Annotated in this window: 30 protein-coding genes and 1 pseudogene; 17 read left to right on the top strand and 14 right to left on the bottom strand. The window is 46.0% G+C overall.

Annotation, left to right across the window (positions count from 1 at the left end):
• Positions 1 to 36: 36 nt before the first annotated feature.
• Together M1D67_RS17220 and M1D67_RS17225 are read right to left on the bottom strand one after the other, a co-directional pair.
• A complete protein-coding gene (locus M1D67_RS17220) occupies positions 37 to 711 on the bottom strand; it encodes a zinc metallopeptidase (RefSeq protein ID WP_023856125.1) in 675 nt (224 codons plus the stop codon).
• 98 nt (positions 712 to 809) lie between these two features.
• On the bottom strand, positions 810 to 1,034 hold the full coding sequence (locus M1D67_RS17225; RefSeq protein ID WP_023856126.1) for a YuzI family membrane protein: 225 nt from the start codon (positions 1,032 to 1,034) through the stop codon (positions 810 to 812).
• Between the two features lie 182 nt (positions 1,035 to 1,216).
• On the opposite strand from M1D67_RS17225, the gene M1D67_RS17230 reads away from it, so the two are divergent.
• Together M1D67_RS17230 and M1D67_RS17235 are read left to right on the top strand one after the other, a co-directional pair.
• Positions 1,217 to 1,471, top strand: coding sequence for a membrane-integrating protein MstX (locus M1D67_RS17230; protein WP_020452756.1), 255 nt, complete (start codon positions 1,217 to 1,219; stop codon positions 1,469 to 1,471).
• The gene (locus M1D67_RS17235) at positions 1,468 to 2,451 is read left to right on the top strand and encodes a potassium channel family protein (protein ID WP_020452757.1); all 984 of its coding nucleotides are present in this window, start codon (positions 1,468 to 1,470) and stop codon (positions 2,449 to 2,451) included. Before M1D67_RS17230 ends, M1D67_RS17235 begins: the two co-directional genes overlap by 4 nt.
• On the opposite strand, the gene M1D67_RS17240 is transcribed toward M1D67_RS17235, so the two are convergent.
• Positions 2,448 to 2,852, bottom strand: a complete 405-nt coding sequence (locus tag M1D67_RS17240; RefSeq protein WP_025809709.1) for a YugN-like family protein — start codon at positions 2,850 to 2,852, stop codon at positions 2,448 to 2,450. The two genes, M1D67_RS17235 and M1D67_RS17240, sit on opposite strands and share 4 nt — an antisense overlap.
• A gap of 37 nt (positions 2,853 to 2,889) precedes the next feature.
• Complete coding sequence (locus M1D67_RS17245) at positions 2,890 to 3,456, bottom strand: DUF421 domain-containing protein (RefSeq protein WP_224066697.1); 567 nt, start codon at positions 3,454 to 3,456, stop codon at positions 2,890 to 2,892.
• 116 nt (positions 3,457 to 3,572) lie between these two features.
• Between M1D67_RS17245 and M1D67_RS17250 the strand changes: the two genes are divergently transcribed.
• Both M1D67_RS17250 and M1D67_RS17255 read left to right on the top strand, forming a co-directional pair.
• Entirely contained in the window at positions 3,573 to 4,049 is a 477-nt protein-coding gene (locus M1D67_RS17250) for a TspO/MBR family protein (protein WP_479831408.1), read from the top strand.
• Between the two features lie 74 nt (positions 4,050 to 4,123).
• On the top strand, positions 4,124 to 4,651 hold the full coding sequence (locus M1D67_RS17255; RefSeq protein WP_128823077.1) for a GNAT family N-acetyltransferase: 528 nt from the start codon (positions 4,124 to 4,126) through the stop codon (positions 4,649 to 4,651).
• A 21-nt stretch (positions 4,652 to 4,672) separates the two neighbouring features.
• Here the strand turns inward: M1D67_RS17255 and M1D67_RS17260 are convergent, their stop codons facing one another.
• Together M1D67_RS17260 and M1D67_RS17265 are read right to left on the bottom strand one after the other, a co-directional pair.
• Positions 4,673 to 6,025, bottom strand: coding sequence for a glucose-6-phosphate isomerase (locus M1D67_RS17260; RefSeq protein WP_128823074.1), 1,353 nt, complete (start codon positions 6,023 to 6,025; stop codon positions 4,673 to 4,675).
• Positions 6,026 to 6,314: 289 nt separating this feature from the next.
• Complete coding sequence (locus M1D67_RS17265; RefSeq protein WP_101561525.1) at positions 6,315 to 7,478, bottom strand: iron-containing alcohol dehydrogenase; 1,164 nt, start codon at positions 7,476 to 7,478, stop codon at positions 6,315 to 6,317.
• Between the two features lie 141 nt (positions 7,479 to 7,619).
• Here M1D67_RS17265 and M1D67_RS17270 point away from each other — a divergent pair, with 141 nt between their 5' ends.
• Positions 7,620 to 7,856: a DUF378 domain-containing protein gene (locus tag M1D67_RS17270; RefSeq protein ID WP_020452764.1), complete on the top strand. Its 237-nt coding sequence runs from the start codon at positions 7,620 to 7,622 to the stop codon at positions 7,854 to 7,856.
• Positions 7,857 to 8,089: 233 nt separating this feature from the next.
• Here the strand turns inward: M1D67_RS17270 and yugI are convergent, their stop codons facing one another.
• The 3 genes from yugI to M1D67_RS17285 all read right to left on the bottom strand — a co-directional run bounded on the left by yugI (position 8,090) and on the right by M1D67_RS17285 (position 10,358).
• Positions 8,090 to 8,479, bottom strand: coding sequence for a S1 domain-containing post-transcriptional regulator GSP13 (gene yugI, locus M1D67_RS17275; RefSeq protein WP_020452765.1), 390 nt, complete (start codon positions 8,477 to 8,479; stop codon positions 8,090 to 8,092).
• Between the two features lie 205 nt (positions 8,480 to 8,684).
• The gene (locus tag M1D67_RS17280) at positions 8,685 to 9,857 is read right to left on the bottom strand and encodes an aminotransferase (RefSeq protein WP_020452766.1); all 1,173 of its coding nucleotides are present in this window, start codon (positions 9,855 to 9,857) and stop codon (positions 8,685 to 8,687) included.
• Complete coding sequence (locus M1D67_RS17285) at positions 9,858 to 10,358, bottom strand: Lrp/AsnC family transcriptional regulator (protein ID WP_003184796.1); 501 nt, start codon at positions 10,356 to 10,358, stop codon at positions 9,858 to 9,860.
• A 204-nt stretch (positions 10,359 to 10,562) separates the two neighbouring features.
• On the opposite strand from M1D67_RS17285, the gene M1D67_RS17290 reads away from it, so the two are divergent.
• Positions 10,563 to 11,384, top strand: a complete 822-nt coding sequence (locus tag M1D67_RS17290; RefSeq protein WP_023856136.1) for an alpha/beta fold hydrolase — start codon at positions 10,563 to 10,565, stop codon at positions 11,382 to 11,384.
• Positions 11,385 to 11,423: 39 nt separating this feature from the next.
• Here the strand turns inward: M1D67_RS17290 and M1D67_RS17295 are convergent, their stop codons facing one another.
• Positions 11,424 to 11,678: a DUF1871 family protein gene (locus tag M1D67_RS17295; protein ID WP_023856137.1), complete on the bottom strand. Its 255-nt coding sequence runs from the start codon at positions 11,676 to 11,678 to the stop codon at positions 11,424 to 11,426.
• 79 nt (positions 11,679 to 11,757) lie between these two features.
• The gene (locus tag M1D67_RS17300) at positions 11,758 to 12,255 is read right to left on the bottom strand and encodes a hypothetical protein (protein ID WP_035337575.1); all 498 of its coding nucleotides are present in this window, start codon (positions 12,253 to 12,255) and stop codon (positions 11,758 to 11,760) included.
• Positions 12,256 to 12,361: 106 nt separating this feature from the next.
• On the opposite strand from M1D67_RS17300, the gene M1D67_RS17305 reads away from it, so the two are divergent.
• Positions 12,362 to 13,525 carry a MalY/PatB family protein gene (locus tag M1D67_RS17305; RefSeq protein ID WP_023856139.1) on the top strand — a complete coding sequence of 388 codons (1,164 nt, stop codon included), beginning with the start codon at positions 12,362 to 12,364 and terminating at the stop codon, positions 13,523 to 13,525.
• Positions 13,526 to 13,551: 26 nt separating this feature from the next.
• Here the strand turns inward: M1D67_RS17305 and M1D67_RS17310 are convergent, their stop codons facing one another.
• Positions 13,552 to 13,752 (bottom strand): hypothetical protein, encoded by a 201-nt coding sequence (locus M1D67_RS17310; protein WP_020452772.1) that lies wholly within the window; start codon positions 13,750 to 13,752, stop codon positions 13,552 to 13,554.
• 67 nt (positions 13,753 to 13,819) lie between these two features.
• Here M1D67_RS17310 and kapB point away from each other — a divergent pair, with 67 nt between their 5' ends.
• A complete protein-coding gene (kapB, locus tag M1D67_RS17315; protein ID WP_479831409.1) occupies positions 13,820 to 14,209 on the top strand; it encodes a kinase-associated lipoprotein KapB in 390 nt (129 codons plus the stop codon).
• Between the two features lie 27 nt (positions 14,210 to 14,236).
• Here the strand turns inward: kapB and kapD are convergent, their stop codons facing one another.
• Positions 14,237 to 14,812, bottom strand: a complete 576-nt coding sequence (gene kapD / locus M1D67_RS17320) for a 3'-5' exonuclease KapD (protein WP_373926117.1) — start codon at positions 14,810 to 14,812, stop codon at positions 14,237 to 14,239.
• A gap of 352 nt (positions 14,813 to 15,164) precedes the next feature.
• On the opposite strand from kapD, the gene M1D67_RS17325 reads away from it, so the two are divergent.
• The 3 genes from M1D67_RS17325 (at position 15,165) to M1D67_RS17335 (ending at position 18,741) form a co-directional block, all read left to right on the top strand.
• The gene (locus M1D67_RS17325) at positions 15,165 to 16,343 is read left to right on the top strand and encodes an MFS transporter (protein WP_026580045.1); all 1,179 of its coding nucleotides are present in this window, start codon (positions 15,165 to 15,167) and stop codon (positions 16,341 to 16,343) included.
• A gap of 132 nt (positions 16,344 to 16,475) precedes the next feature.
• A complete protein-coding gene (locus M1D67_RS17330) occupies positions 16,476 to 18,311 on the top strand; it encodes a transglycosylase domain-containing protein (RefSeq protein ID WP_052252271.1) in 1,836 nt (611 codons plus the stop codon).
• Between the two features lie 31 nt (positions 18,312 to 18,342).
• Positions 18,343 to 18,741: a thiol-disulfide oxidoreductase DCC family protein gene (locus tag M1D67_RS17335; protein WP_033155026.1), complete on the top strand. Its 399-nt coding sequence runs from the start codon at positions 18,343 to 18,345 to the stop codon at positions 18,739 to 18,741.
• Positions 18,742 to 18,791: 50 nt separating this feature from the next.
• Here M1D67_RS17335 and M1D67_RS17340 read toward each other — a convergent pair whose 3' ends face one another.
• Positions 18,792 to 19,349, bottom strand: a complete 558-nt coding sequence (locus M1D67_RS17340) for a YufK family protein (protein ID WP_020452777.1) — start codon at positions 19,347 to 19,349, stop codon at positions 18,792 to 18,794.
• A 186-nt stretch (positions 19,350 to 19,535) separates the two neighbouring features.
• Between M1D67_RS17340 and malK the strand changes: the two genes are divergently transcribed.
• From malK to M1D67_RS17370, 6 genes and pseudogenes are all read left to right on the top strand, one after another.
• Positions 19,536 to 21,137, top strand: coding sequence for a malate sensor histidine kinase MalK (gene malK / locus M1D67_RS17345; RefSeq protein ID WP_023856146.1), 1,602 nt, complete (start codon positions 19,536 to 19,538; stop codon positions 21,135 to 21,137).
• Positions 21,130 to 21,838 (top strand): annotated as a pseudogene (locus M1D67_RS17350) (response regulator). The gene malK and the pseudogene M1D67_RS17350 overlap by 8 nt, the downstream one beginning before the upstream one ends.
• Positions 21,839 to 22,363: 525 nt before the next feature.
• The gene (gene pssA, locus M1D67_RS17355) at positions 22,364 to 22,900 is read left to right on the top strand and encodes a CDP-diacylglycerol--serine O-phosphatidyltransferase (RefSeq protein ID WP_020452780.1); all 537 of its coding nucleotides are present in this window, start codon (positions 22,364 to 22,366) and stop codon (positions 22,898 to 22,900) included.
• A 6-nt stretch (positions 22,901 to 22,906) separates the two neighbouring features.
• A complete protein-coding gene (locus M1D67_RS17360) occupies positions 22,907 to 23,389 on the top strand; it encodes a DedA family protein (protein WP_020452781.1) in 483 nt (160 codons plus the stop codon).
• A gap of 42 nt (positions 23,390 to 23,431) precedes the next feature.
• Positions 23,432 to 24,223, top strand: a complete 792-nt coding sequence (locus tag M1D67_RS17365) for a phosphatidylserine decarboxylase (protein WP_458117554.1) — start codon at positions 23,432 to 23,434, stop codon at positions 24,221 to 24,223.
• Between the two features lie 271 nt (positions 24,224 to 24,494).
• Positions 24,495 to 25,838 (top strand): 2-hydroxycarboxylate transporter family protein, encoded by a 1,344-nt coding sequence (locus M1D67_RS17370; protein WP_458117555.1) that lies wholly within the window; start codon positions 24,495 to 24,497, stop codon positions 25,836 to 25,838.
• Positions 25,839 to 25,868: the final 30 nt, after the last annotated feature.

Raw genomic sequence — 25,868 nt, forward strand, 5'->3', positions numbered from 1 at the left:
AAATATGGTAAGGGGCCACCTCCTTAAGACGAATGGTTAGTCATTACGACCGGACAGGAAAATTGCGACGAAGCGCAGCAGCTCAAACAGCGAAACAAGCGCTGCAGCAACATATGTCAGAGCCGCGGCATCCAGCACCTTGCTGACGCCTCTTTCTTCCGTGTTGCGGATCATTCCTTCTGAAACGATGATCCTTTTTGCCCGGGAGCTTGCGTTAAATTCAACAGGCAGTGTCACAAGCTGAAAGAATACGGCCGCCGAAAACAAAATGATGCCGAGTCCGATCAGATTCAGGCTTCCGAGCAGCATTCCGCCGATAAACAAAAACGGCGCCACTCCCGAAGAAAAGTTCACGATCGGAAACATCTTATGCCTCAAAACAAGTGCGCCGTATGATTCCTGATGCTGCAGGGCATGTCCGCATTCATGGGAAGCAACGGAAACCGCTGCAATTGAACGGCCGTAATATACGGGTTCGGACAGGCGCACAACGCGTGCTGTCGGGTCATAATGGTCTGTCAAGGTTCCTCTTACCGGTTCAACCGGGATATCGTAAAGGCCGTTTTGGTCGAGAATCTGTCTGGCCACTTCGGCTCCAGTTCTCCCGCTTGACGCCTCTACTTTTGAATATTTTTCAAAGTTGCTCTTTACTTTAAATTGTGCCCAAATCGATAAACCTAATGCAGCAAATGTTAACAAGTAAAAAATCATGCTCATGCAATCATCTTCCCTCTTGTGATAAGTCGTTTAAAATTTTAATTGTAAATATATTTTATCCCGAGGGATTTCCTTTTGTACAGAAAAGTGCACTACCTTTTTCTTCGCGGTAAACAAACCCCGATAAAGATCAGCACCATTCCTGACACCATGATGTAGAAAGGCGGCCTTGTGGACAGCTCCTTGAAAAACTCCCTCCAGAATACCTCATCAGAGGAATGATAAACGGCGTTTAAATCAAAAATGAATTGAATGGATGCCGCCGCCATCAGCTGGACTCCGACCAGTATGAAAAAGAGCCTCATTAAACAGGACATTCCGCTCCCATCCCTCATCCGTTTATAAAAAGTGTATGGAAGGACGGGAACCGATATGACGCCGCAGTAAAAATCTTCAGCTCTACCGGTTATTGTCGGTTAACAAAGGTTTATTTTTACCTGAAAAATTTTTGTAAAAGAGGGATATACTGAGTAAAAAGGCGAACTCGGGTGGTGACACGGTGAAAGTAACGGATCAGGAAAAAGAACAGCTAAGCACGGCGATTGATAAAATGAATGAAGGGCTTGATGCGTTCATTCTTCTCTATAACGAATCGGAAAAAGACGAGCAGCTGATCGAATTTGAAGAAGAAACGGCTGAGATGATCAGACAAGCGATTGAACAGCACGGGAAAGTAAGCACCAATCAAAAGTTAAATGCAATCATCAAAGAGATTTTATCATTTTCCCTGCGGAAAGACGGTGAAGAAACATGAAATCAAACCGTGTATTTATCGCATGGCTGAGGTGGCCGATATATGTCCGCATCGCAATCATTATCCTTTTATTGATCATCCTTTTCGGTCAGCTGATCACATTCGTCGAGCCGCAGCAGTTTTCAAACGTTTTTGAAGGCGTATGGTGGGCGCTGATCACCGTGTCCTCAGTCGGATATGGCGATTTTGTCCCTAAAACCGCACTCGGCAAAACCGTCGGCATGCTCCTTATTTTAATAGGGGCAGCGTTTGTCACGGCCTATTTTGCAACGATGGCGACGGCCGCTTTTAGCAAGCAGCAGCGCTACGCCGAAGGCAAGGTCAACTACAGAGGCAAGGGACATATGATCCTGATCGGCTGGAACGAGAAATCCAACAAGCTGATGAGGACGCTCCAGGCCGCCGATTCAAACAAAACGATCGTGCTCATTGATGAAACACTAAAGGAAGGCCCTCTGATGGAAAACATTCATTTCATCAGAGGACCCGCTGCGGATGATGCCACACTGCAAAAAGCCAATATTGAAGAAGCTGAAATCGTCTTTATTACCGCCGATCAGCATAAAAGCGAAATATCTGCAGATATGCAGTCGGTCTTAACATTGCTGGCTGTTAAAGGCTTGAACCCGTCGGTGTATTGCGTTGTAGAAATCTTGACGGAAAAGCAGAAAAAAAATGCCGAGCGCGCCGGAGCGAACCAAATCATCAGTACGGCGGACCTTTTAAAAACAGCGATGCTGCAGCATTTTCTCATTAAAAATCAGCTTCCTGATCCGCTATTTAAGGAAGCCGATATCCATTTCAAAGTCCATCGGGTTCCGCTTCCGAAGACGATGGAAGGTGCGTCTTTTCAAGAAGTGATTCACCATTTCATGAAGGAAGACATTTTCGTCATCGGTATTCACCAAAAAGACGGGCCTGTGCTGTCTCCTTCATTTTCGTACAAGCTTCAGCCGACAGACCAGCTGCTGTCACTTTAGGAAAGAAGCACCTTTTCGAGTTCTTTTACATACGATTGGCCAAGCTTTTCATAGACGCCGGGAATATCGGCGTCTTTTTCTTTCGGTTCAGCAAACTGGTCAAAAGATGCGCGAAAATTCCCCTGAACGACGTAGTCGTCCAGCGCTTCCTGATAGACGTGGCGAAGCAAAAACGGTGTACCGAGCTTGACCGTCGCATTTTGCGAATCAAGCTGTCCGTCCTCCGCTTCAAACGGAATCCGCAAAAATAAGTATCCTTCCTCATCATCAATTTTATAGTCAAAAAAGCCGCGGTCATATTCCCAGCCGCCGCTGATTACATAACCGAGAGGCTTGAGCGTCTGTTCGAGATGATAAAGAGAAAACGACCGGTTTTCCAGTTCAGAAGGTAAGCTTATCATAAAAAAACTCCTTTTTTCGTTTTTATACTTCAGGGCCCTAGCGCAATTGTTTATCAGGTTCGTGCAGGTGCCCTTCATTGATTTCCTTAAACAGATTGTCCTCCGGCTGCTGCAGGTTGTTTTGCATGCGGAGGAATTTTTTATACTCTCCCATAGTAAAAGGCTTTGCATCATCCGATAACTCGTAGCCGATCTGGCCGTTTGATTCGAGCGTTACGTTTTTCACGTCCGATAATTTTGAAATCCCCTGTGTCCTGAGCCTCATTTCCAGCTGGTCGACAGTCAGGCGGTGCCTTTTTAGGTTCTGCTTCTGAAGCTCGCCGTTTTCGATTAATACAACGGCTTTCCCCGCAATCAGGCTTTCAAAAAAATCAAATTTCATTTTCAAATACTCGATCAACAGAAGGACGATGATAAAGATCGATGCAGCTGCCACCGTTTTAAAAATGCTGTCTTCAATGATCGGCTGAACAATGATCGTTCCGATGGAAATCATGACGACGGTGGTGGCTATCGTCATCTGTGAAATTGATTTCCTCCCCGAAATTCTCAGCAGAATAATACCCGTTAAGATGAGAAACAACGTTTCCAATACAAATAACATGATGTCACTTCACCCGTTTTATTTTTTAGTATGGATCAGAAGCTTGTGCGGTATGAGTATATTTAAACGAATAGGGAAAGACAAAGGTATGAGCTTACAATGGGGAGGGACTTTTATTGAAGAAGGAAAAAATAGCAACGGCTGTCATCGTGTTTATTGCTACATATGCACTGTTTTCACTGGCGGGCGTTTTATTCCCGGTAGACCGGGAATGGTATGATTCATTGAACAAACCGGATTGGACACCGTCAGGCCGTTTGATCGGAACCATCTGGAGCGTGCTGTTCGCCTTCATTTCATTAGCGGCGGCGCTTGTGTATGCCACATATGATCTGAGAAAAGCAGCGGCGCCATTTTGGATCATGCTGATCATTAACTATTTGTTTAACCAGGCATTCAGCTATTTTCAATTCACGGAAAAAAACGTACTTGCTGCCGCGGCCGACTCCTTTTTCGTAGCCTTGACCGCTCTTGCGCTCTCCTTGATTACACTTCGCATTCATAAAAGAGCAGCACTTCTCCTTGTCCCTTATGTGTTGTGGAGTTTTTTCGCGACTTATCTCGCGTTTGCGATTTACGGGATGAATCATTAGGTTAACGAGCCCCGCCGACTATTGCCGTGTTAAAATAAGGTGAACAGCTGCCTTACAAGGGGGACCGGAATGGAATGAAGCACTGCTTTCTGCAAACAACACGCATCGGCTTTTCTTTATGGGCTAAAGAGAATTTGAATTTGGCAAAGACATTGTGGGGAAATCGAGATGTGGCCAAATATCTGACAGCAGACGGAATTATGACCGATAGCGAAATAAGAAATCGTTTGCTGCTTGAGATCGAACAATACAAAACACACGGTGTGCAATACTTCCCGATATTTAAAACAGGAAACAACGAATTCATCGGATGTTGCGGACTTCGCCCCTATGACCCGGAAAATGATGTGTACGAGCTTGGTTTTCATCTCGTCCGTTCGGCTTGGGGGAAAGGTTATGCATCTGAAGCGGCTGAGGCCATGATTGAATACGCATTTAACAAAATCCGGGCAAAAAAGCTGTTTGCGGGACATCACCCTGAAAATACAGTTTCACAAAAACGACTGGAAAAATTGGGATTTGTCTACACTCATGACGAATTTTATCCGTCTACTGGACTTCAGCATCCGTCATATGAATTAAAACAGCCTCCTGGACAATAAGTCCGGAGGCTGTTTTTTCGTTTATTGATTCAAACGTTTCTCAAGCTCTGCTTTTTTCTCTTCGAAGCCAGGCTTGCCGAGGAGAGCGAACATATTGACTTTGTACGCTTCCACTCCAGGCTGGTCAAACGGGTTGACGCCGAGCAGGTATCCGCTCATTGCGCAGGCTTTTTCAAAGAAGTATACGAGGTAGCCGAACGTGTAAGCGTTCATTTCAGGTACGTTCACGATCAGGTTCGGCACATTACCGTCTGTGTGCGCGAGCATTGTGCCTTGGAACGCTTTTTTATTGACGAAGTCGACCGTTTTGCCGGCAAGGTAGTTTAAGCCGTCAAGATCATTGTCCGCTTCTTCGATTGTCAGCTCATGTCTCGGCTTTTCAACGTTCAGCACCGTTTCGAACATGTCTCTTCTTCCTTCTTGTACGTATTGTCCAAGAGAGTGAAGATCCGTCGAGAAGTTGGCTGAAGATGGATAAATGCCTTTTTCGTCTTTTCCTTCACTTTCGCCAAAGAGCTGCTTCCACCATTCTGCGAAGTACTGAAGGCCCGGCTCGTAGTTGATCAGCATTTCAATCGTTTTGCCTTTGTTATAAAGGACATTTCTGACGACCGCGTATTGGTAAGCCGGATTGTCTTCAAGCTCTGATGTGGAGAAGTCTTTGCTCGCATCGCGGGCGCCCTTCATCATTTCATCGATATCGGCTCCGCTGACTGCGATTGGAAGCAAGCCGACCGCTGTGAGCACAGAAAAGCGGCCACCGACATCGTCAGGAATGATAAATGATTCAAAGCCTTCCTCATTAGCAAGCGTTTTTAATGCGCCCCGCTCTTTATCAGTTGTTGCATAAATGCGGCGTTTCGCTTCTTCTTTTCCATACTTTTCTTCAAGAAGCTTGCGGAAGATCCGGAAAGCAATCGCCGGTTCTGTCGTTGTGCCTGATTTAGAAATCACGTTGATTGAAAAATCAGCGTCTTCAAGAAGATCCATCACGTCTCTCATGTAAGAAGAGCTGATGTTGTTGCCGATGAAAATCACTTGCGGCGTTTTACGCTTTTCTTTCGGCAGCACATTGTAAAATGAATGATTCAACATTTCGATCGCCGCTCTTGCGCCGAGGTATGAACCGCCAATTCCGACAACCAGCAAAACATCGGAATCATTTTGAATTTTTTCAGCGCATTTTTTAATGCGGGCGAATTCTTCTTTGTCGTAGTCAGTCGGAAGATCCACCCATCCTAAAAAGTCGCTGCCCGCACCTGTTTTTTCGTGAATGGTATGGTGGGCGACTTTCACGAAGTCACGCAGATATGTAAGTTCATGTTCTTTAAAGAATGGCAATGCTCTTGAGTAGTCAAAACGGACATGCGTCATATTATTAAACCTCCAGTACTAGCTGTTTTCTTCCATATACCCGCCAGCGCTTTCATTTTCATGAGAGTGCGGGCCAAAGGGTTTTAAAACATGTCGATTTTCGGCGACAGCCTCTTCCCTTTTCACTTTATATGAACTCCTTCGTTAAATCAAGTGACGAAAAAAAGGAGGATGGAGGCAGGCGCGCAAAAATGCATGTTTTTCAGCCGCCACGCGCAGTTTTGTCAAAAAGATAACAAATGAACAACGGCTCAAGGTATGGCGGTCCTCCTTGAGCCGTCAAGAAATCTTATAAAGAAGCCTTCAAAATAGACAGAACATCGTCTTTATTCAGCGTTTTAAAGCGGCCGAATTCGCCGTTTGCCATCGCTTTGTCGGCAATCAGATCCAGCTTCTCATCTGTGATGTCATAATCAGCAAGACGATTTGGCGCGCCAAGGCTGGTCCAGAATTCAGACAGCTTCTCGATTCCAACAAGCGCCACTTCACGATCGGTTTTTCCTGTTTCATCTACGTCAAAAACGCGTACGGCAAGCTGTTTAAAGCGGCCGACATTTTCGGAAAGCGTGTGCTTCATCCAATTCGGGAACAGGATCGCAAGCCCTCCCGCATGCGGAATATCGTAGACGGCTGAAACAGCGTGCTCGATATTGTGCGTCGCCCAGTCTCCGCGTGCGCCCATTGATAGCATACCGTTCAGCGCAATGGTGCCTGTATAGAGAATCGTTTCGCGCAGCTCATAGTTTTCAAGGTCTTCAATGAGCTTAGGAGCTGTTTCAATCACCGTTTTGAGCAGGGATTCGCACATCCGGTCCTGATAAGGAGTATTTTCGGTATGGTGAAAATATTGCTCAAACACGTGGGACATCATGTCGACAATGCCGTAAATCGTGTGGTCTTTCGGAACGGTAAATGTGTTGACCGGATCAAGAATTGAAAATTTAGGGAATACGAGCGGGCTTCCCCAGCCGTATTTTTCATTGGTTTCCCAATTTGTGATCACAGATCCCGAGTTCATTTCCGATCCTGTTGCTGCCAATGTTAAAACCGTTCCAAACGGCAGCGCATCAGCAGGAATATGTTTTTTTGTCACAATATCCCATGCATCGCCGTCGTATTTCGCTCCGGCGGCGATCGCTTTCGTACAATCGATGACGCTTCCGCCGCCGACTGCCAATAGAAAGTCAATATCGTTCTCTTTGCAGATCGCGACTCCTTTATTCACAGTGGCAACACGCGGATTCGGTTCGACACCGGGCAATTCATGGACGGTCGCGCCTGCCTTTTCAAGGATTGAAATCACTTGATCGTATAAACCGTTTCGTTTAATGCTGCCTCCGCCGTATACGAGCAGGACATTGCGGCCGTAGTGTTTCACCTCTTCTGCCAGCTTTTCAACTTCTCCCCGGCCGAACATCAGCTTCGTGGGATTCCAATATGTAAAATTATCCATCTATATCTCCTCCTTTATTTACTATTATGGGAAATCGCCGAATGCCCTGTAAAGCGATCTGCTCCTCAAGCGTATAATGTTTCCAAATCCGTCGCAATCTATAAATGTGAAATATAGGACTTCAAAAAGGAGGAAAAACAAATGAATGCACTTCAACGTATTGCATTGGTATTAACAATCATTGGAGCAATCAATTGGGGACTGATAGGATTTTTTCAATTTGACTTGGTTGCAGCCATTTTTGGCGGTCAAGGATCCGCTTTAGCCCGGACCGTTTACGCGCTTGTCGGAATCGCAGGTCTGATCAACCTCGGACTTTTATTTAGACCGGCTGAAGAGACTGCTGGCGAAGACGCCAAGCAGCCGGAAATGCGATAAAAAAACTCCGGCTTTTGCCGGAGTTCTCAGATTGTTGACAAAATCCCAAAACAAAAAGGCGTTTTGGGATTTTGTCATCCTTTCAGCGTGATTGAAAACCCTTGCAGTCTAGGAAGGGCGAGCATCGGAGCGGAGCGAATGTTGGAATTCGTGAGCACCGACGCGCAGGCCTGACAACGAATGCTAGGGTTTGGCGACACGCTGAAACTCCGGCTTTTGCCGGAGTTTTTCAATTATTTCTTAATAAGATCTTTTCTGTTGGACTGCTCGATCCACTCTTCAAGTTTGTCTTTTAACGTGTTGAATCCTTGTGGAGCAGCTGTATCTTCGGCTTGAACAGCCTTTTGTCTTCTAGGCTTGCTTTCTTTTCGTTCAGGAGCTGCCTGTGTAGCGCGGATAGAAAGGCTGATTTTGCCTTTTTCCTCATCTACAGAAAGAACCTTCACTTGCACCTCATCACCGATCGCCAAGTGCTCATTAATATCTTTAACGAAACCGTGTGTTACTTCAGAAATATGCACGAGTCCCTGTGTTTCTTCATCTAATGCAACAAACGCTCCGTACGCCTGTAATCCAGTCACTTTTCCAGTGTAAACACTGCCTACTTCAAATTTTGCTGTCATAACTAACAACTCCTAAATCATATGAATTTAACTCTTTTTATACGCAATAAAAAATTATATCATACAAGTCTTTATTAAGCAAAAAAACTTTTTTAAGCATTGTATGTTTAAAACCGAGCTGAAAGGGGAATACTAAAGAACAACTAAGGCTTTCTAGTATTCCCCCCCCCTTATGTTGATGCGGACCTTTTAGGTGCGCATTTTTTTATTGAACTGCACCGGTCTTCTGGACAAAGCGTTTCATTCTGACGAGCGCTTCCTGAAGCTGTTCAAGCGAGGAAGCGTAAGAACATCTGATATAGCCTTCGCCGCTCGGCCCGAAAACATTGCCCGGGACGACGGCGACTTTTTCTGCGATGAGAAGCTCCTCAGCAAACTGTTCTGAACTCATGCCCGTTTTTTTAACGGACGGAAACGCGTAAAAAGCGCCCCCCGGCTGATGACAGTCAAGCCCGATTTCGTTCAGTGAATCCACAAACACATTCCTTCGGCGGCGATAGCTTTTTTTCATCTTTTCGACGTCTTCGAGACCGTTTTTAAGGGCTTCCTCCGCCGCAAATTGAGCCATGCTTGGCGCGCACATCATCGAGTACTGGTGAATTTTCAGCATAGGGTCCCTTAAATATGCAGGAGCTGCGACATATCCAAGGCGCCAGCCTGTCATGGCAAACCCTTTCGAAAAACCCGATATCAATATCGTCCGCTTTTTCATTCCGGCGATTTCCGCAAAGCTTGTATACGCTTCATCGTATGTCAGCTCGGCGTATATTTCATCCGCTATTACAATCAGGTCATGCTGTTCAGCAAAAGCCGCGATCTCTTCCAGTTCTTTTTTTGTATACACAGAGCCTGTCGGATTAGACGGCGTGCAAAGGATAATGGCCTTCGTACGTTCAGTCAGAACGGCTTCAAAATCGGCTGCGCTCGCTTTAAATCCGCGTTCTGCGTTCGTGTGAATGTGAACCGCTTTTCCCCCCGCCAAAGAAACAAGCGCTTCATAAGCGACAAAACAAGGCTCGGGAATCAGCACTTCTTCTCCGGGATCAAGGATCGCCCTGACCGCAATATCAAGCGCCTGGCTTGCTCCGACTGTGACAATCAGCTCGTCATCAGGAGCATAATCCAGATGAAAGCGTTTATTCAGATAAGCGCTGATCTCTTTCCGCAAAGAAAGAAGACCCGCGTTTGCCGTATATGACGTGTAGCCCTGTTCAAGGGAAAGGATGCTCGCTTCCCTGACATTCCACGCCGTTACAAAATCGGGCTCTCCGACGCCCAATGAAATCACGCCTTCCATTGTGGACGCAAGATCAAAAAATTTGCGGATGCCCGACGGTTTGATTTGCTGGGCTGCTTTCGAAATATAAGTTGTCCTCATTTAAGGAGACACCACGATTCTTTTGTCATCATCACCGGAGTCAAAAACTTTACCGTCATGCTTGTATTTCTTTAAAATAAAGTGGGTGGTTGTCGACACGACCGATTCGAGCGTCGATAATTTTTCGGACACGAAATGCGAAATATCCGACATCGTTCTGCCGCGGATGACAACAGACAGATCATATACGCCTGACATTAAGTAAACGGATTCAACTTCCTGAAAACGATAAATCCGCTCGGCCACTTCGTCAAATCCGACGCCGCGCTTCGGTGTTACCTTCACATCGATCATCGCTGTAACGCCTTCATGGCCGTCGACTTTTCGCCAGTCGATCATTGCCGAATAATCGATGATGACCTTTTCTTTTTCAAGCTTTTCGATAATCGCTTTTGTTTCTTCCTGTGAAATGTTCGCCATTTTAGCAATGGTTTCAGGTTCGAGGCGGCTGTTTTCCTCTAATATTTCCAATATTTCTGTTTCTTTTTCTGTTAGCTTCATCTCGTTATCACACCTTTTATATGTCAAGAAATCTTCTGAATATTATAGCACGTTTTTGAACGAATGTAAGGCGGTAAAAAAATCGAAATCAAAGCGTGAAAAAAATTTTTTCGGGTACGATAAATAACGTACTCAGGACTTAGGCGACAACATGCAGCCAGATTGTTTGAACATGAAAGAAAAACATTCGGAGTGATTTGGATCATGCTGTTAACAAAACCTTCTATTGAAACCATTCAAGGGGTCAATATATATTATGAGCATTACGAGAATCCGGGCAGGCAATCGCTCGTTTTAATACACGGCTTTCTTTCTTCCTCGTTTTGCTACAGAAAAATCATTCCTCTTCTGAAGGATGAGTTTAATTTAGTCGCCGTTGACCTGCCTCCCTTCGGCCAATCAGAAAAATCCAGCACCTTTGTGTATACCTATCAAAACATGGCCAGGGTGGTCATCGAACTGATCGAAAGGCTGAGGATTAGAGACGCCGTGCTTGTCGGACATTCGATGGGCGGCCAGATTTCACTTTATGCGATAAAGGAAAGGCCTGAACTGTTCAAAAAAGTCGTCCTGCTGTGCAGCTCAGGCTATTTAAAGCGTTCCCCCCGCCCGCTCATTTTCGGGAGCCATATTCCTTATTTTTATTTGTACATCAAGCGCTGGCTGTCAAAACAAGGCGTCCTGAAAAATCTCATGAATGTTGTCTACGACAGATCTCTGATCGATCAGGAGATGATCAATGGCTACCTGAAACCGTTTCTTGACGATCAAATTTTCAGGGCGCTCGCGCGTCTCATCAGACACCGGGAAGGCGATTTATTACCGGACGATTTGAAGAAAATCGAGACGCCTTCCCTCTTAATCTGGGGCGAAGAGGACCGCGTTGTCCCTGTACAGATCGGCAAAAGGCTTCATCAGGATTTGCCCAATTCCATTTTCTATTCCTTGCGGGAAACCGGCCACCTCGTCCCCGAAGAAAATCCGGATTATGTATCAGACAAAATTGCCGATTTCATTTTGACATGAATATAAAAAAACCGCCGTTTGGCGGTTTTTAAATTTTGATCAGCACGAACTGCTGTCTTTGATCGCAAGGAGCCGTTCAGCCAGCTGTTTGCATTTTGCCAGCGGCAGCGTCTGATCAAATGATACTTCAAAAACGGACTGGATAGCTTCGCCCAGCCGCTCTGCGTCGTTTTCCGTGTAGACGGCCTGAACAATCTCGGCCGCTTCCGTTTCATAAAAATCGGGTCCGGCTTGAAACGGATCCCATTCCTTTATGATGTGGATGATTTGTGCTGCTGCCTGACTTTCTTTCATCATGATCACCGCTTCATTGTAATGTTTCAAAAGCTATTGTATCATAACGCGCCGGCTTGTCGATAAGGAAAGCACCAGGCTATCGGCCGGCTTGTCTCCGCTTCCTCCGCCAGGCGATCAGCAGCAGCCCGATGCCGTTGACGAGAATCAATCCGAACATGGTATTTCCGAGGGGCGCCCAGCCGTTTTCCCCCGTCAGCATCACTGACAGCACAACCTTGCCGATCAGCGTCACATTCAATACCGCAAGTCCCCACCCTAAGGAGCGCTTCCAAAATGCCGCGCCAATCAACACGAGAAACCCCATCATAAAAGCGAGCGTGAGCACGGCAGAAAGCGGGTTGGACAAAAGCATCTGCTCGTAATCCAAAACAGCCTGCATCTCCGGATTGATCCGCTCGGGGACGGGAAACCAAAACATGCTGCTCGTCATCAGCAAAAAAGTAACGATGACGCCTTTCCAAGTCCGCCTATAGCAAAAATACGCAAGCGCCACGAGAAAGACCGGGCGAATATACCAGCTCATAGGGTTGAGATGACGCTGAAAAGCCCACTCTAGCATGCTGCTCCATTCCATCGGATGCCACTCCCTTTACTTTATAAAAGCTTTCATGGTTAAAACATTGCAATCTATCCTTATCACAGTTAATGTATAACATATGAAAAAGACATGAGGTGAGATCATGGATTTTAATACAGAACATAACAGACGCGGGACCCAGTCTGTGAAGTGGGACTTAACACAGGAATTATTCGGTGTAGATGACGCGCTTCCAATGTGGGTGGCTGATATGGATTTCCGCGCCCCCCAGCCCGTTATCGACGCTCTTCAGCAGCGCTTGGAGCACGGGGTTTTTGGCTATACATCTGCAAGCGCGGGCACGAACGAAGCTGTCACCGATTGGCTCAGCCGCCGGCACGGATGGAATACTGAACCGGGGTTTATCACTTTCAGCCCGGGCATTGTAACAGCGCTAGCCCAAGCGGTGCAGGCGTACACAGAGCCCGGCGAGCGGGTGGTCGTACAGCCGCCTGTATATACGCCGTTCTTTGATATTGTTGAAAAAAACGGACGGGTTGTGTTACACAATCCATTAATCGAAAAAGACGGCCGCTATGAAATGGATTTTTCCGACCTTGAAAAAAAGCTTGGGGAACCGGATGTGAAGATGTTCATTCTTTGCAATCCGCACAATCCTTCCGGACGTTCATGGTCGAAAGAAGAGCTGACAACGCTGGGCGAACTCTGCCTTAAACACGGTGTCACAGTTGTTTCCGACGAAATCCATTCAGACCTGATGCTGAACGGACTGAACCATACGCCGTTCGCCTCTTTATCTCCGGAATTCGCGGATATTTCGATCACATGCATTGCACCGAGCAAAACGTTTAACTTGGCCGGGTTGCAGGCCTCAGCCATCATCATATCCGACAAGGCGAAGAGAACCGCCTTTGCAAAAGTTATGCAGCGTCAGGGACTGCATTCTTTAAATACATTTGCAGTTGCAGCAATCGAAGCGGCCTATTCAAAAGGCGAACCGTGGCTCGATCAGCTTATCCCTTACATCGAACGAAATATGGAAGAAGTCCGCCGCTTTTTAGCAGAGGAGCTGCCCGAGGTCCGCATGATGGAGCCAGACGCCTCTTACTTGGCATGGCTTGACTGCCGCAAGCTCGGATTGACGGATCAGGACATCAAACGGCTTCTCCTTCATAAAGGAAAGCTGATTCTGGAGCCGGGACCAAAGTACGGACCGGGCGGAGAAGGATTCGTCAGAATGAATGTTGGATGTTCGCTCTCTGTTGTAAAAGACGGGCTCAGACGTCTGAAGACCGCTTTTTCATAAGCGTTCCGGCTGAAAAACGGGCGCTTCTAAGAGCGCTTGTGGATGGTTTCATTCAATTCTCTTTCCAGCTTTTCCGCTTTTTCAGCTTCTTTTTTGGAATGTTTGATGATCAGCCGGAATACAACAATTGCGATGATAAAGAAAACGGCCAGCGTAATAAAAGAAGGGATATATTCTCTTTTGTCTTCAGGAAAATAGAGCATAAACTGAATCAGAAACGGCGCCATTTTTCTTCCTCCCTGAAATGATTTTTTTACCATTTATTTATTATGATACCATTAGGAGGCAGATGCAGTGAACAACCAATTTCAAGTCGGCGATCGTGTAAAGGGCTTTTATAAGACAGGCGTCTACATCGGCGAAATTACGGATGTTAAACCGATGCACTACCTTGTCAAAATCCTCGCCGTGCTGACCCACCCGAAGCAAGGCGATCTTCACCATCCCAACAAGGCAGACGTCCCTTTTTTTCATGAACGAAAAGCGCTCGCTTTCGGTGAACAGACAAATATCCCGCATCGTATGGTGAAGCCGTTCGATGAAGCTGTACCGGATTATGCGGATTCGCTCCTCTCAGCTTTAAACCGTTTAAAAACGGATCTGCAAAACGATTCGTCCGAATACGCGGCAAAATCGCTTGAACTTATTCATGCGCTTGAAAATGAATATTTCCCGCACAAATAACCCAATCTGTTCGCCAGATTGGGTTATTTATGTGGCGTGCGGAAAAACTTTTGAAAGATCAACCCGTTCGCCGATCGTCGTCGGTTTCGGATTTTCCAAATACTTCTTATCCCGTTCTACGAGCCGAAACAGCTTATACGTTGTCATCGCGTCGTCTAGCGCTTTATGCTGTTTTCCCGTTCCTGAATCGCCGTACTCTTCCGCTGCTTTCCACAAATTCGTCAATGTTTTGTCACCAAAGAATTCCTTGTACTCCATGGAAAGATCCCTCATCTCTCCTTTAAACGGAAACGGAACATGGTTGAACATGCAATTTTGCTTCAGCACTTTCATATCCATGTTTCCCCATGTAATGATGGCGCTGTTTTGGTCAGGATCAAGCTCCCGCAGCTTTTCAATCAACGCGTTAAACGTGATGCCTTGGTCAACCTGTTCCTGCGTAATGCTGAGAAATTTTTTGCAGCGCCTCGTTAATTTAGGGAACTTCTTCGGCTTAATATAGCTTGAAAATGTCTCAACCACCTCATCATGAACCGCCTTTACAATCCCTGCTTCTATGATTTCCGGGAAAAAATTTTGCGGGTGATACTTTCCCTCAGGCATTGTAAATTCAAAATCAATAATCAGTAAGGTGCTCGCTTCCAACTTTCACACCTGCCTTTCTATCTCAATATAAAAAACTTATGGATGTAGCGCAGCGGATGGAAATCGTCCAAGCCTAAAGCCTTCTGAATGTTTTCCAAAGTACGTTCATATTTCTCTTATTATATCATTATATTTCTATATTTAAGGTTTTAATTTCTGAAAATGTTGAAAATTCCTTCAAATACCCAATTTTCATTTTTCCAATGAGCAGCGATTCCATACAGCTTCCACATTTCATTTATAATGAAGGAAATTCAAACTTTTTAAGAAGGTGATTCGCATCTCTGTTTATAAGAAAAACCTTGTGATCATGTGGTTCGCGAATTTTTTCGTGGCCGCAAGCTCTACAATGGTTCTGCCGTTTCTTTCCCTCTATATCGAAACGCTCGGCAGCTATTCGGACGGATTTACGGCAAAATGGAGCGGATACGTTTTCGGCGTCACATTTTTGATGGCCTTTTTGGTTTCTCCTTTTTGGGGAAGGTTCGGAGATAAACACGGCTATAAAAAAATCCTCTTGATCACGGGCACCGGCATCGGCACTTGCATTCTTCTCATGTCCCTTGTCTCTTCCGTATACGAACTGTTTTTTTTGAGAATGGCGATGGGGCTCGTAACCGGGTTCATTCCCACTTCCCTTGCCATGATTTCGGCTCAGACGCCGAAAAAAACGGCTGGCAAAGTGCTCGGCACGCTGCAGATGGGCACGGTCTCAGGAGGGTTATTCGGCCCCTTGCTCGGCGGTCTGCTCGCCGATCGCGTCGGTTTTACATATACGTTTTTCATTACGGCATTTGCCATTTACAGCGCGGTTTTCCTCGTGTTTACCGGAGTGCGTGAACGTCCTTTGAAGGCGAAGCGCGATGCCTCCGCCGGGTATACGAGAAAGCAGGTGCTGCAGACGATTTTGCACCAGCGCCCGCTGATTACGGCGATGATCCTCACCGCTGTGATTCAAGTGGGAAACTTCAGTGTTCAGCCGCTGCTCGCCTTATATGTCAGCGAGCTGCACGGAACTGACAATCTCGCATTCTTCTCAGGGCTGGCTTTTTCTGCAACCGGCCTTGGAAGCCTTCTCGCCGCGAGAAAATGGGGCGTCTTAGGCGATCGGTTCGGCCATGGAAAAATATTGATGATTCTCGCGCTGGCTGCCGCGGTTTGCGTTATTCCGCAAGGACTTACATCTCAGTATGAAATGCTTGTGTTCTTCCGCTTTCTGTTCGGAATCGCGCTTGGCGGGATGATTCCCTGCATCACCGCCTTAATCCGAGTTGAATCTCCGGGGCCTATTCAAGGGGAAGTGCTTGGCTATAATGTAAGTTTCAGATTTTTGGGCAATGTCATCGGCCCGGTGCTCGGCGGCGTTCTTTCCAGCTTTTTCGGAATTTCTTCCGCTTTTTACGCAACTGCCGTCCTCTTTTTCGGCGGAGCATGCCTTCTGATATTCCAAAGGTCCCAGCAAAAAAAATCAGAGGCAAAAGCAAGCTGAAATCGGATAAAAAACTGCCAATCTATCAAATTATCCTTCTCGATATCAAAAAAGAATGGTACGATATGGCTAGAATTTAGCGAAAAGAGAGTGACAAAGTTGCGTTCATTTTTTGGATGGATTTTTCTGTTGATGTTAATTCCTATATTTGTCTTTACCTTAATGGCCTCCGGCCGGGAAGCTCAGGATATGAAGCCTCTCGATCAGGTGCTCGATGAGAAGATCAATATAAAAGATATCGGCCTTGTACAAAACAGCTACATGTATGACAGGGACGGCGCCCTGATTTCAGAAATTGTTTCAGATCACCAAAACCGGGTATTTGTCCCCTATAAAAATATCCCTGATCATGTGAAGCAGCTGTTTCTCACTTCAGAGGATCGGCATTTCTTTCAGCATAAAGGCTTTGATTTTATCGGAATGGCCCGGGCCGCCGCAGCCAATGTCAAAAAAGGCGGCATTGATCAGGGAGCCAGCACGATTACACAGCAGCTTTCGAGAAACTTGTATTTGAACCATGAACGAACCTTCGACCGCAAGTTCACAGAGCTCCTGTATTCCTATCAGCTGGAAAAAAAGCTTTCAAAAGAAGAAATTTTTGAGAAATATTTAAACACGATCTATTTTAATCATGGGGTCTACGGAATTGGATCCGCGTCTTATTTCTATTTCAGCAAGCCTTTGAAATCTCTCAACCTTGCCGAAACGGCGTTTATTTGCGCGATCCCTAATAACCCTACATTATATGATCCTTTGAAACATTTTGACTACACAAAAACCCGCCAAAAGCGGCTGCTTGAAGGGCTGAAAAAAGCGGGCGTGATCACTGAAAAAGAATACAGCAAAGCCGTAAAGCAAAAAATTACGCTTCATGTAAAAGAAAAGAAAGACGCTTATCCCGACTATACGACTTATGTCAACGAGGAATTCACCAAATTGGTGTCTGCTTCGGAAGGGTTTGACGAACGGCTGAAAAAGGCAAAAACAAAAGAAGAAAAGAAAAAAATCGAAAAAGAGCTGTCTAACCGCATCAGCTCCCTCACGACGAGCGGGATCAAAATTTATACGGCGCTCGATACCGGGATGCAAAACCGGGTCGTCCAGCAAGTGAATAATCGCCTCCCTTATGAAGGCGTACAAGGCGGAGCGGTGGTGATCAACCACCAAACCCATCAAATCGTCGCCATGTCCGGCGGGAAAAACTATAAAAAGTATGATTACAACCTGGCATTCCAGGCATACAGGCAGCCGGGATCATCGATTAAACCGCTCCTTGACTACGGGCCGTACATTGAAGAAACGGGTGCGACGGCAGGCAGCATGATTGACGCAAGCAAATTTTGCAGCAAAGAATACTGTCCGAACAACTTCAACGAAAGAACATACGGAACCGTGTCGATCAAGACAGCCTTTAAAAATTCGTATAATACACCGGCCGTACGAATGCTGAACCGGGTCGGCGTGCAAAAAGGATTCAGCTATTTAAAACCGTTCGGATTTGATAAAATCGTTCAAAATGACTACCGTCTTCCTGCTGCACTGGGCGGATTTACATGGGGCTTCTCACCGCTGGAGATGGCCGATGCCTATACGACTTTCGGCAATAACGGCAGCTATACATCCAGCCATGCCATCACAAAGGTGACGGACTTAAAAGGCAAAACGCTTTACAAATGGAAAGACAAACCGCAGCAAGTATTCAGCATGCGGACAAACAACCAAATGCGTCAGCTCTTATCAGCGGTTGTCAAAGAAGGAACCGGGAAAAAAGCGAATTTCAGCGGCGGATATGTAGGAGGCAAAACTGGAACATCCAACGGGTACAGAGACCTTTGGTTTGTCGGATTGACGGATACGTACACAATGAGTGTATGGGTCGGAAAAGAGGCAAAAGGCAATGTCGAGTATCTGCATCACGCGGGACCTCAACTTTTAATCTGGAGAGGAACGCTTGCATACGCATCTTAAATCAAAAAAGGGGTGGCTGAAAGTGGCTGATATGCCTGAGCGAATCGTTCTGTTTGACGGCGTGTGCAACTTTTGCGACGGAGCCGTTCAATTCATCATCAAGCATGATCCAGAAGGCTTATTTTCATTCGCTTCCCTGCAATCTGATGCCGGGGGGAAGCTGCTCAAGCAATATCAGCTCCCCTCCGATCATTTTGACAGCTTTATTTTGATCGAAAACGGACGGGTATATCAGAAATCAACCGCGGCCTTGCATGTGGTGAAAAGCCTTCCTGGTCTTTGGCGGGCCGCTTCCGCCCTCTTGATCATTCCCAGACCGCTACGGGACGCCATCTACAGCGTGATTGCGAAAAACCGTTACAAATGGTTTGGGCAAAAAAGCGAGTGCACCATTCCCGGTCCTGAGATCAGAAAACGATTTTTGTCATAAAAAAACCGGAGCCGCCGGACAAACGTCCGCGCTCCGGTTTTTTGCATGGCTCAAACGGGCAGACTCGCCATGACGCTGTTATATAGCTTGATGACGATATACACCGTGCCGATTAAAAACGTAAACCAAAACAGCAGCTCAAACATAATAAAGCCGATTAATGACATAAATGAAAGCGTGCTGTGGATCGCATAAACGATAAAAATTAAATATACGAGTGTTGCGAGTAAAAAAAGCGCTGCAATTCCAGCGGCATATTGGACAAAAATAAAGGATAAAAGGCTTGCTCCCAGATACACGGCAGAACCGACCCTGATTTTCCTCAGGTTCGCTCCTTCAGGATCTTTGGCGAAAAATAAGAGGGCAAGCTCTGTCACTGTATTGGCAATCAGCTTCAAAGCGGAAAATACCATGAAAAAAATCAGCGTAAACACAGCAAACAAAGCCATCCGGATGCCGCTCTCAGAGAAAAATTCGAGCATTCCTTTGTAAATGCCGAGAGAAGACAGTATCCCCATGGCATAGATAACGGAAGAAATCGCAAGAGATGAACTGAAAAGAAGAATTGCGATAAAAGGAAAAAAGCCTGTTACATACGTATTTTTCATAAAAAAAGTCCCTTTCTGATATGTTCCTCATTCATTATGTACGACTTAGGACCTGTTGACAAGAATATTTTCCATATTTTTAATTTCTGCTGTTCGCGGCAGAAAGGGGCAGGATTCTTCACAAATTCGCCATTTACTTGTAAAGTATTATGTGTTGACTAATCAATAGATCGCGAGGAATCGCCGTTGAAAAAAACATTAAAACTGCAGACACGATTAACGATATTTGTCTGCGTCGTCGTTTTGATTTCTTTATTGATCGCGTTTTTTATGGTCGGGTCCGAGACCGCAAGGAACATTCGGGAGCAGGAGCAGCAGATTGCCCTGCAGACGGCGGAGATGGTCGCCGAAGCTCCGATTACGGCGCAATCGCTGGAAAGCGGCGAATACGATGAGCTCCGAACATACACCGCCCGCGTTCAAAAAATCACCGAGACTGAATTCGTCGTTGTCATGGATATGAACAGCATCCGTAAAACCCACCCGGATCCGAATAAAATCGGAAAGAAATTTGCCGGCGGGGACGAAAAAGAAGTGCTGAAGGGCCGCCGCCACATTAGTACGGCAAAAGGCACGCTCGGTGAATCACTGAGGGCTTTTGTTCCCATCTATAATAAAACGGGCAGCCAGGTCGGAGCGGTAGCGGTCGGAATCACCCTTAACGAGATTGAGCAGATCACCCAGCAAAATCTCCGCCCTTTATATACGGTTATCGTCCTCAGCATCTTCGCCGGAATCATCGGAGCTGTCATCGTGGCGAGGAAAGTAAAAACGATTATGTTCGGTATGGAACCGTATGAAATTGCAACGCTTTTGAATGAACGAAGCGCGATGCTTGAATCGACAAAAGAAGGGATACTCGCCGTTGACCGAACAGGAAAAATCAAGCTCGCCAACGCGGAAGCGAAGCGCCTGTTTCATAAAATGGGGATCGAAGAGAATCCGATCGACCGGGATGTCACCGACATCTTGCCAAACAACCGCCTGAAACAAGTGATCGATACTCAGAAGCCCGTTCTGGACCGCGACGTTAGAATCAACGGGCTAGAACTTGTCTTTAATGAAGTTCCGATCCACTTAAAAAAGGGAAACATCGTCGGAGCGATTGCCACATTCCGCGACAAAACCGAAGTGAAGCACTTAGCTGAGCAGCTGTCCGGTGTTAAAATGTACGCAAACGCGCTCAGGGCGCAGTCGCACGAGTTTATGAACAAGCTCCACGTGATTCTCGGTCTCGTTCAATTAAAGAACTACGACGAGCTTGGAAACTATATAAAAGACATTGCGATCTATCAGCAGTCTGAAGCGAGCGAAATTATCAACCATATTAAAAACTCGGTGCTCGCCGGCTTTTTGCTCGGCAAGCAGAGCTATATCCGGGAACAGGGGGCCTCGCTGGAGGTTCATTGCAGCACGAGGATTCCGGATACAGCCAACACAGCGGTGATACACGATTTAATCACCGTTATCGGGAACCTTCTCAACAATGCCCTGGATGCCGTTTCCGCAACTGATAAGAAAAATATCTCGATTTCATTCCGCCACCATGACGGACAGCTTGATATTGAAGTCACGGATACGGGAGTCGGCATATCCAAGGAGGAACAGCAGAAAATGTTTGATCAAGGCTTTTCAACAAAGGGCTCCAACCGGGGGTTCGGGCTTTATTTCGTCGAACAAAGCCTTGAAAATTTAAATGGACATATCATCGTGACAAGCGAAAAGAATGAAGGAACGACATTCAGTCTCCGCATTCCGTATGAACCAAAGGAGGATGACCATGATTGATGTATTAATTGTTGAAGATGACCCGATGGTAAGAGAGCTGAATAAACGTTACCTCAGCCAGGTAGAGGGATTTCAGCTGAAGGGAATTGCCGCTTCTTTTCAAGAGGCTCTCACCTTCCTCCGGGAAGAGCACATCGATCTGATCCTGCTCGATATTTATATGCCGGGCAGGAACGGCGTCGAGCTGCTCACTGAGATCAGACGCCAGAATCAAGCTGTCGACGTGATCGTCATCTCAGCGGCCAGTGAAATGGATGTTGTTCAAAAAACGCTGCGGTACGGGGCTGTCGATTACTTAATCAAGCCGTTCGAATTTGAGCGGTTTCAAAGCGCCCTAACCGATTACAAACGGAAGCAGCAGCTTTATGCAAGCAACCGGAATATCAGCCAAAAAGAGCTGGATTTCGAACTTTTTCAAAAAAAAACGCGCGCCCGAAAAGATGCATTTGCCAAAAGGGCTGACCAAAAGCACGCTGAATCTCATTTGGTCAAGCATCAGATCGTTTGACAGCTTGACGTTCACAACAGAAGATTTGGCCAATCACACGGAAATCTCTCAAGTTTCAATTCGCAAATACTTGAAGTTTCTGGAGGAAATCGAAGTTCTCAACGTAGAAATGGCCTACGGCACGATCGGCAGACCGGTTTTCCAATATAAATTAAATACAAATGACTTGAACGTGATTAACCAATATCTATAACATGTCCCCTCCCCGCCCGCTGCTTCCTAAAGACAGCGGGCGTTTTTTTGTGACGGTCACGCTTGACTTCTCGCATGCCGCCGTTACCGGACAAGGATTTATCGCGCTCGCTGCGCTTAGGGTTCGACCCGAACGAATCCGCTCTGTTCTTCGGCTTCGCTCAAAGCTATCAACAGCATCGGGTCCACGCTTCCTTCTTCAAAGAAATACCAAGCGTCTGATGCTGATTTCGCCTTGCGTTTGACGATTCCCGCGCTGGCCTGATTTATCGGCTTATATTAAAGGAAAACGCCAACCGAACGATAGAATAAGAGAGCGTCTGCTCTCTTATTCATTTTTTTGTTACCTTAACAAAATATAAATTTTTTTGACGCCGCCAGTGTCTTTACCACTTTTATGGTATGATGAAAAAGTCTGGTTATCAATCATTTCAGGAATTTTATTGCAGACAGGAAGCAAATCGTATACAATTTAATATTGTTTAATTTCTATATAAAACGTTTTTATTTAAAGGATGCGAAAACATTGAATAAATCAGTCATACCTTCTTTAATTACGATTGGAAACTTTGTTTCGGGCATCTCTTCAATATTGCTTGCATTCAGAGGGTATTTATTCTTAGCCATTATATTTGTTCTGATCGGCGCTATCTTGGACAGCCTTGACGGCATGGCCGCGCGCAGATTAAATGCCGTCAGCCCGTTTGGAAAAGAATTGGATTCTTTGTCTGATATTATCACTTTCGGAGTCGCCCCGGCCATCATCACCTATTCAATCGTTTTTTATGATGCACCGATCTTAGGCCTTCCTTCGACATTGTTATTCCCTGTTTGCGGAGCGCTTCGGCTGGCGCGATTTAATATTCAATCAGAGAACCAGGATTATTTTACAGGCCTTCCGATCACCGCAGCCGGAACAATTCTGGTTTGCTTAAACCTTTTATCAGAGATCCTTGGCAAAAAGCCGTACATTTTGATTATGCTGTTCCTGTCCTTTCTCATGGTCAGCAAAATCAAAGTCATCAGCCTGAAGGGGAAAAAACTATTGAAGAAAGTGAGCTAGTTTTTCATGGAGTTGGCAAAAGAATTGATTTCCCAATACGGGTATTTTGCGATATTCGGGATGCTTGTTCTCGGAATTGTAGGCCTGCCGATACCCGATGAAGTCATGATGACATTTGTCGGGTATCTGTCTTCTATTCATCTATTAAACTATGAGCTGTCTCTTTTGATCAGCTTTTCAGGTGCGGTATCAGGGATGCTCATCAGTTACTTTCTAGGGAAGAAAATCGGTAAACCGCTGCTCGATAAGTTCGGGAAATGGATCGGTCTGACGCCGAAAAGACTGGACACCGTGCACCGCTGGTTTGAAAAATACGGCCCGTGGACGATTCTTTTCGGCTACTTTGTTCCCGGAATCCGCCATGTGACATGCTATCTGTCCGGCATGAACGAGATGGACATGAAAAGGTTCCTGATTTATGCCGGATCAGGGGCTTTTATTTGGTGTCTCGTTTTTATTACGATCGGATACACAATCGGCGTGATTTAAATACCGCTTGCATCCCGTGTGATCAGTAAAGGAGTGAACAGCTTGAAAAAGCGGCTTTACCGGTTTTTGATCGAGTTGACGAATAAAAAGGGCGTGTCCCGGATGCTGAAAAAGTTTGCTCAGTCAAAGCTCAGCAAACCTCTCATCCCCTCCTATATCAAAACCTTTCATATCAATACAGAAGAGATGCTGGAAGATGTCCGCTCTTTTAACAGCCTGCACGAGCTGTTCATCAGAAAATTAAAGAGCGGTGCACGCCCCCTTCCCGCTGAACCAAACAGCCTGGTCAGCCCTGTGGACGGAGTCATCGAAGAAATGGGCGCCATCACGCGCGACAAGCAATTTACCGTCAAACAAAAGCTCTATTCCGTAGAAGAAATGATCGGGCGATCCGAGATCGTGAACCGCTATATCGGCGGAACCTATATCATCATCTATTTAAGCCCGAGGGACTACCACAGAATTCACAGCCCGGCTGACGGTACACTTGAAACGCAATATTCGCTGGGAAGCACGTCTTACCCCGTGAATCAAATCGGTTTGACCTACGGAAAATCGCCGCTGACAAAAAACTACCGGATGATTTCCGAATTTAAGCATCAATATGGGTCCGCCCTGCTTGTGAAGGTCGGGGCGATGTATATTAACTCGATCGTGATGCTCGAGGAGTCAAAAGAATGGCGTCAAGGCGACGAAATCGCATATTTCTCTTTCGGCTCGACCGTTATCCTGCTGTTTGAAAAGGATACCTTTATTCCTGATGAGCGCCTTCACCCCTCTCTTCAAGTGAAAATGGGAGAGGCGTTAGGATCTCTTGTCAAAAGAAAATCATAATGCAAAACCCCCGAAAACAGTTTCGGGGGTTTTTTAAATTGCTGCTTTAAAAAAGCTTTCTCCCCGGACAGGGAATTCCCTTTTTTACCTGGATACGCCCCCCAATAAATCAAAAGACCTATAAATTGATCAAAATCAAGCAGATTCCTCCTCTTTTCCCGCTCTTTTTCGCTTTAATTTAATTATCAATCGATTATTTTAATTTAAAAAACGCACAGAATTGACACTTTTCTTCTACAATTGAACACATACAAACATGGGGGTGTTTTTGATGGAAGCAGCAAAAGATTTGAAACCGATTACAAATCACGGTCATAAAGAAAATAAAAATTTTTTCCAGAAGTTGATCAATTGGAAAATCGGCGTGATTCCGTTTCCGCTATACATTGCGCTTGCGCTGATTATTTTTCTGGCAGCTTACTATAACGAATTGCCGAATGACATGCTTGGCGGTTTCGCGATCATTATGATTCTCGGTATTATTCTCGGGGATGTTGGACAGCGCATTCCGATTTTAAAAGATATCGGCGGACCTGCCATTCTCTCGCTGTTTGTTCCTTCGTTTTTAGTCTTTTTCAAAGTGCTTAACCCCGCATCTATGGAAGCGGTTACGACTTTGATGAAAACGTCGAATTTTCTGTATTTTTACATCGCATGTTTAGTCGCGGGAAGTATTTTAGGAATGCATCGCACGGTTCTGATTCAAGGTTTTATGAGAATGTTCGTTCCGTTGTTGGCCGGGACGGTCGCAGCGGTTGCCGCCGGTATTCTCGTCGGTCTGTTGTTTGGCTACAGCCCTTATGAAGCTTTCTTCTTTATTATTGTACCGATTATTGCCGGAGGCATCGGCGAAGGAATCCTGCCGCTGTCACTCGCTTACTCGCAAATTTTGGGACAATCCACAGATGTATTTGTTTCACAGCTCATTCCGGCCGCTATTATCGGAAACGTCGTTGCCATCATCTCAGCCGGACTGATGAAAAAGCTTGGCGAAAAGCGGCCTGAGCTGAATGGTAACGGCAGGCTCGTCAAATCGAAAAAAGACGATGAAATTTTCAACCAAAAAGAAGAGGAGCCGAAAATCGATTTGAAATTAATGGGTGCCGGCGTTTTAATCGCATGTTCCTTCTTCATTTTCGGCGGTTTGGTCTCCAAGTTCATCGCAATTCCGGGAGCGATCCTGATGATCATCGCGGCGGCTGCCGTAAAATATGCAAAGCTTCTGCCTGCAAGCATGGAAAAAGGCGCACACCAGCTTTACAAATTCATGTCATCAAGCTTCACTTGGCCGCTGATGGTCGGGCTCGGCATTCTTTACATCCCGCTTGATGATGTGGCGTCCGTTATTTCCCTGCGCTTCATCGCCGTCTGCGCTTCAGTCGTCATTGCCATGGTGACATCAGGCTACTTTGTCGGCAAATTAATGAACATGTACCCTGTTGAATCAGCGATTGTCACCGGCTGTCACAGCGGTCTCGGCGGTACGGGGGACGTGGCCATTCTTTCGGCTTCAGGCCGGATGGGGCTGATGCCGTTTGCGCAAATCTCAACGCGTCTCGGCGGAGCAGCAACCGTCATTATGGCGACCGTTTTACTAAGGTTCTTGACCTCGTAAGGGCCGCATAAAAAAACAAAAAGGAGTCTG

This window comes from Bacillus sp. PK6-025, assembly GCF_056530265.1.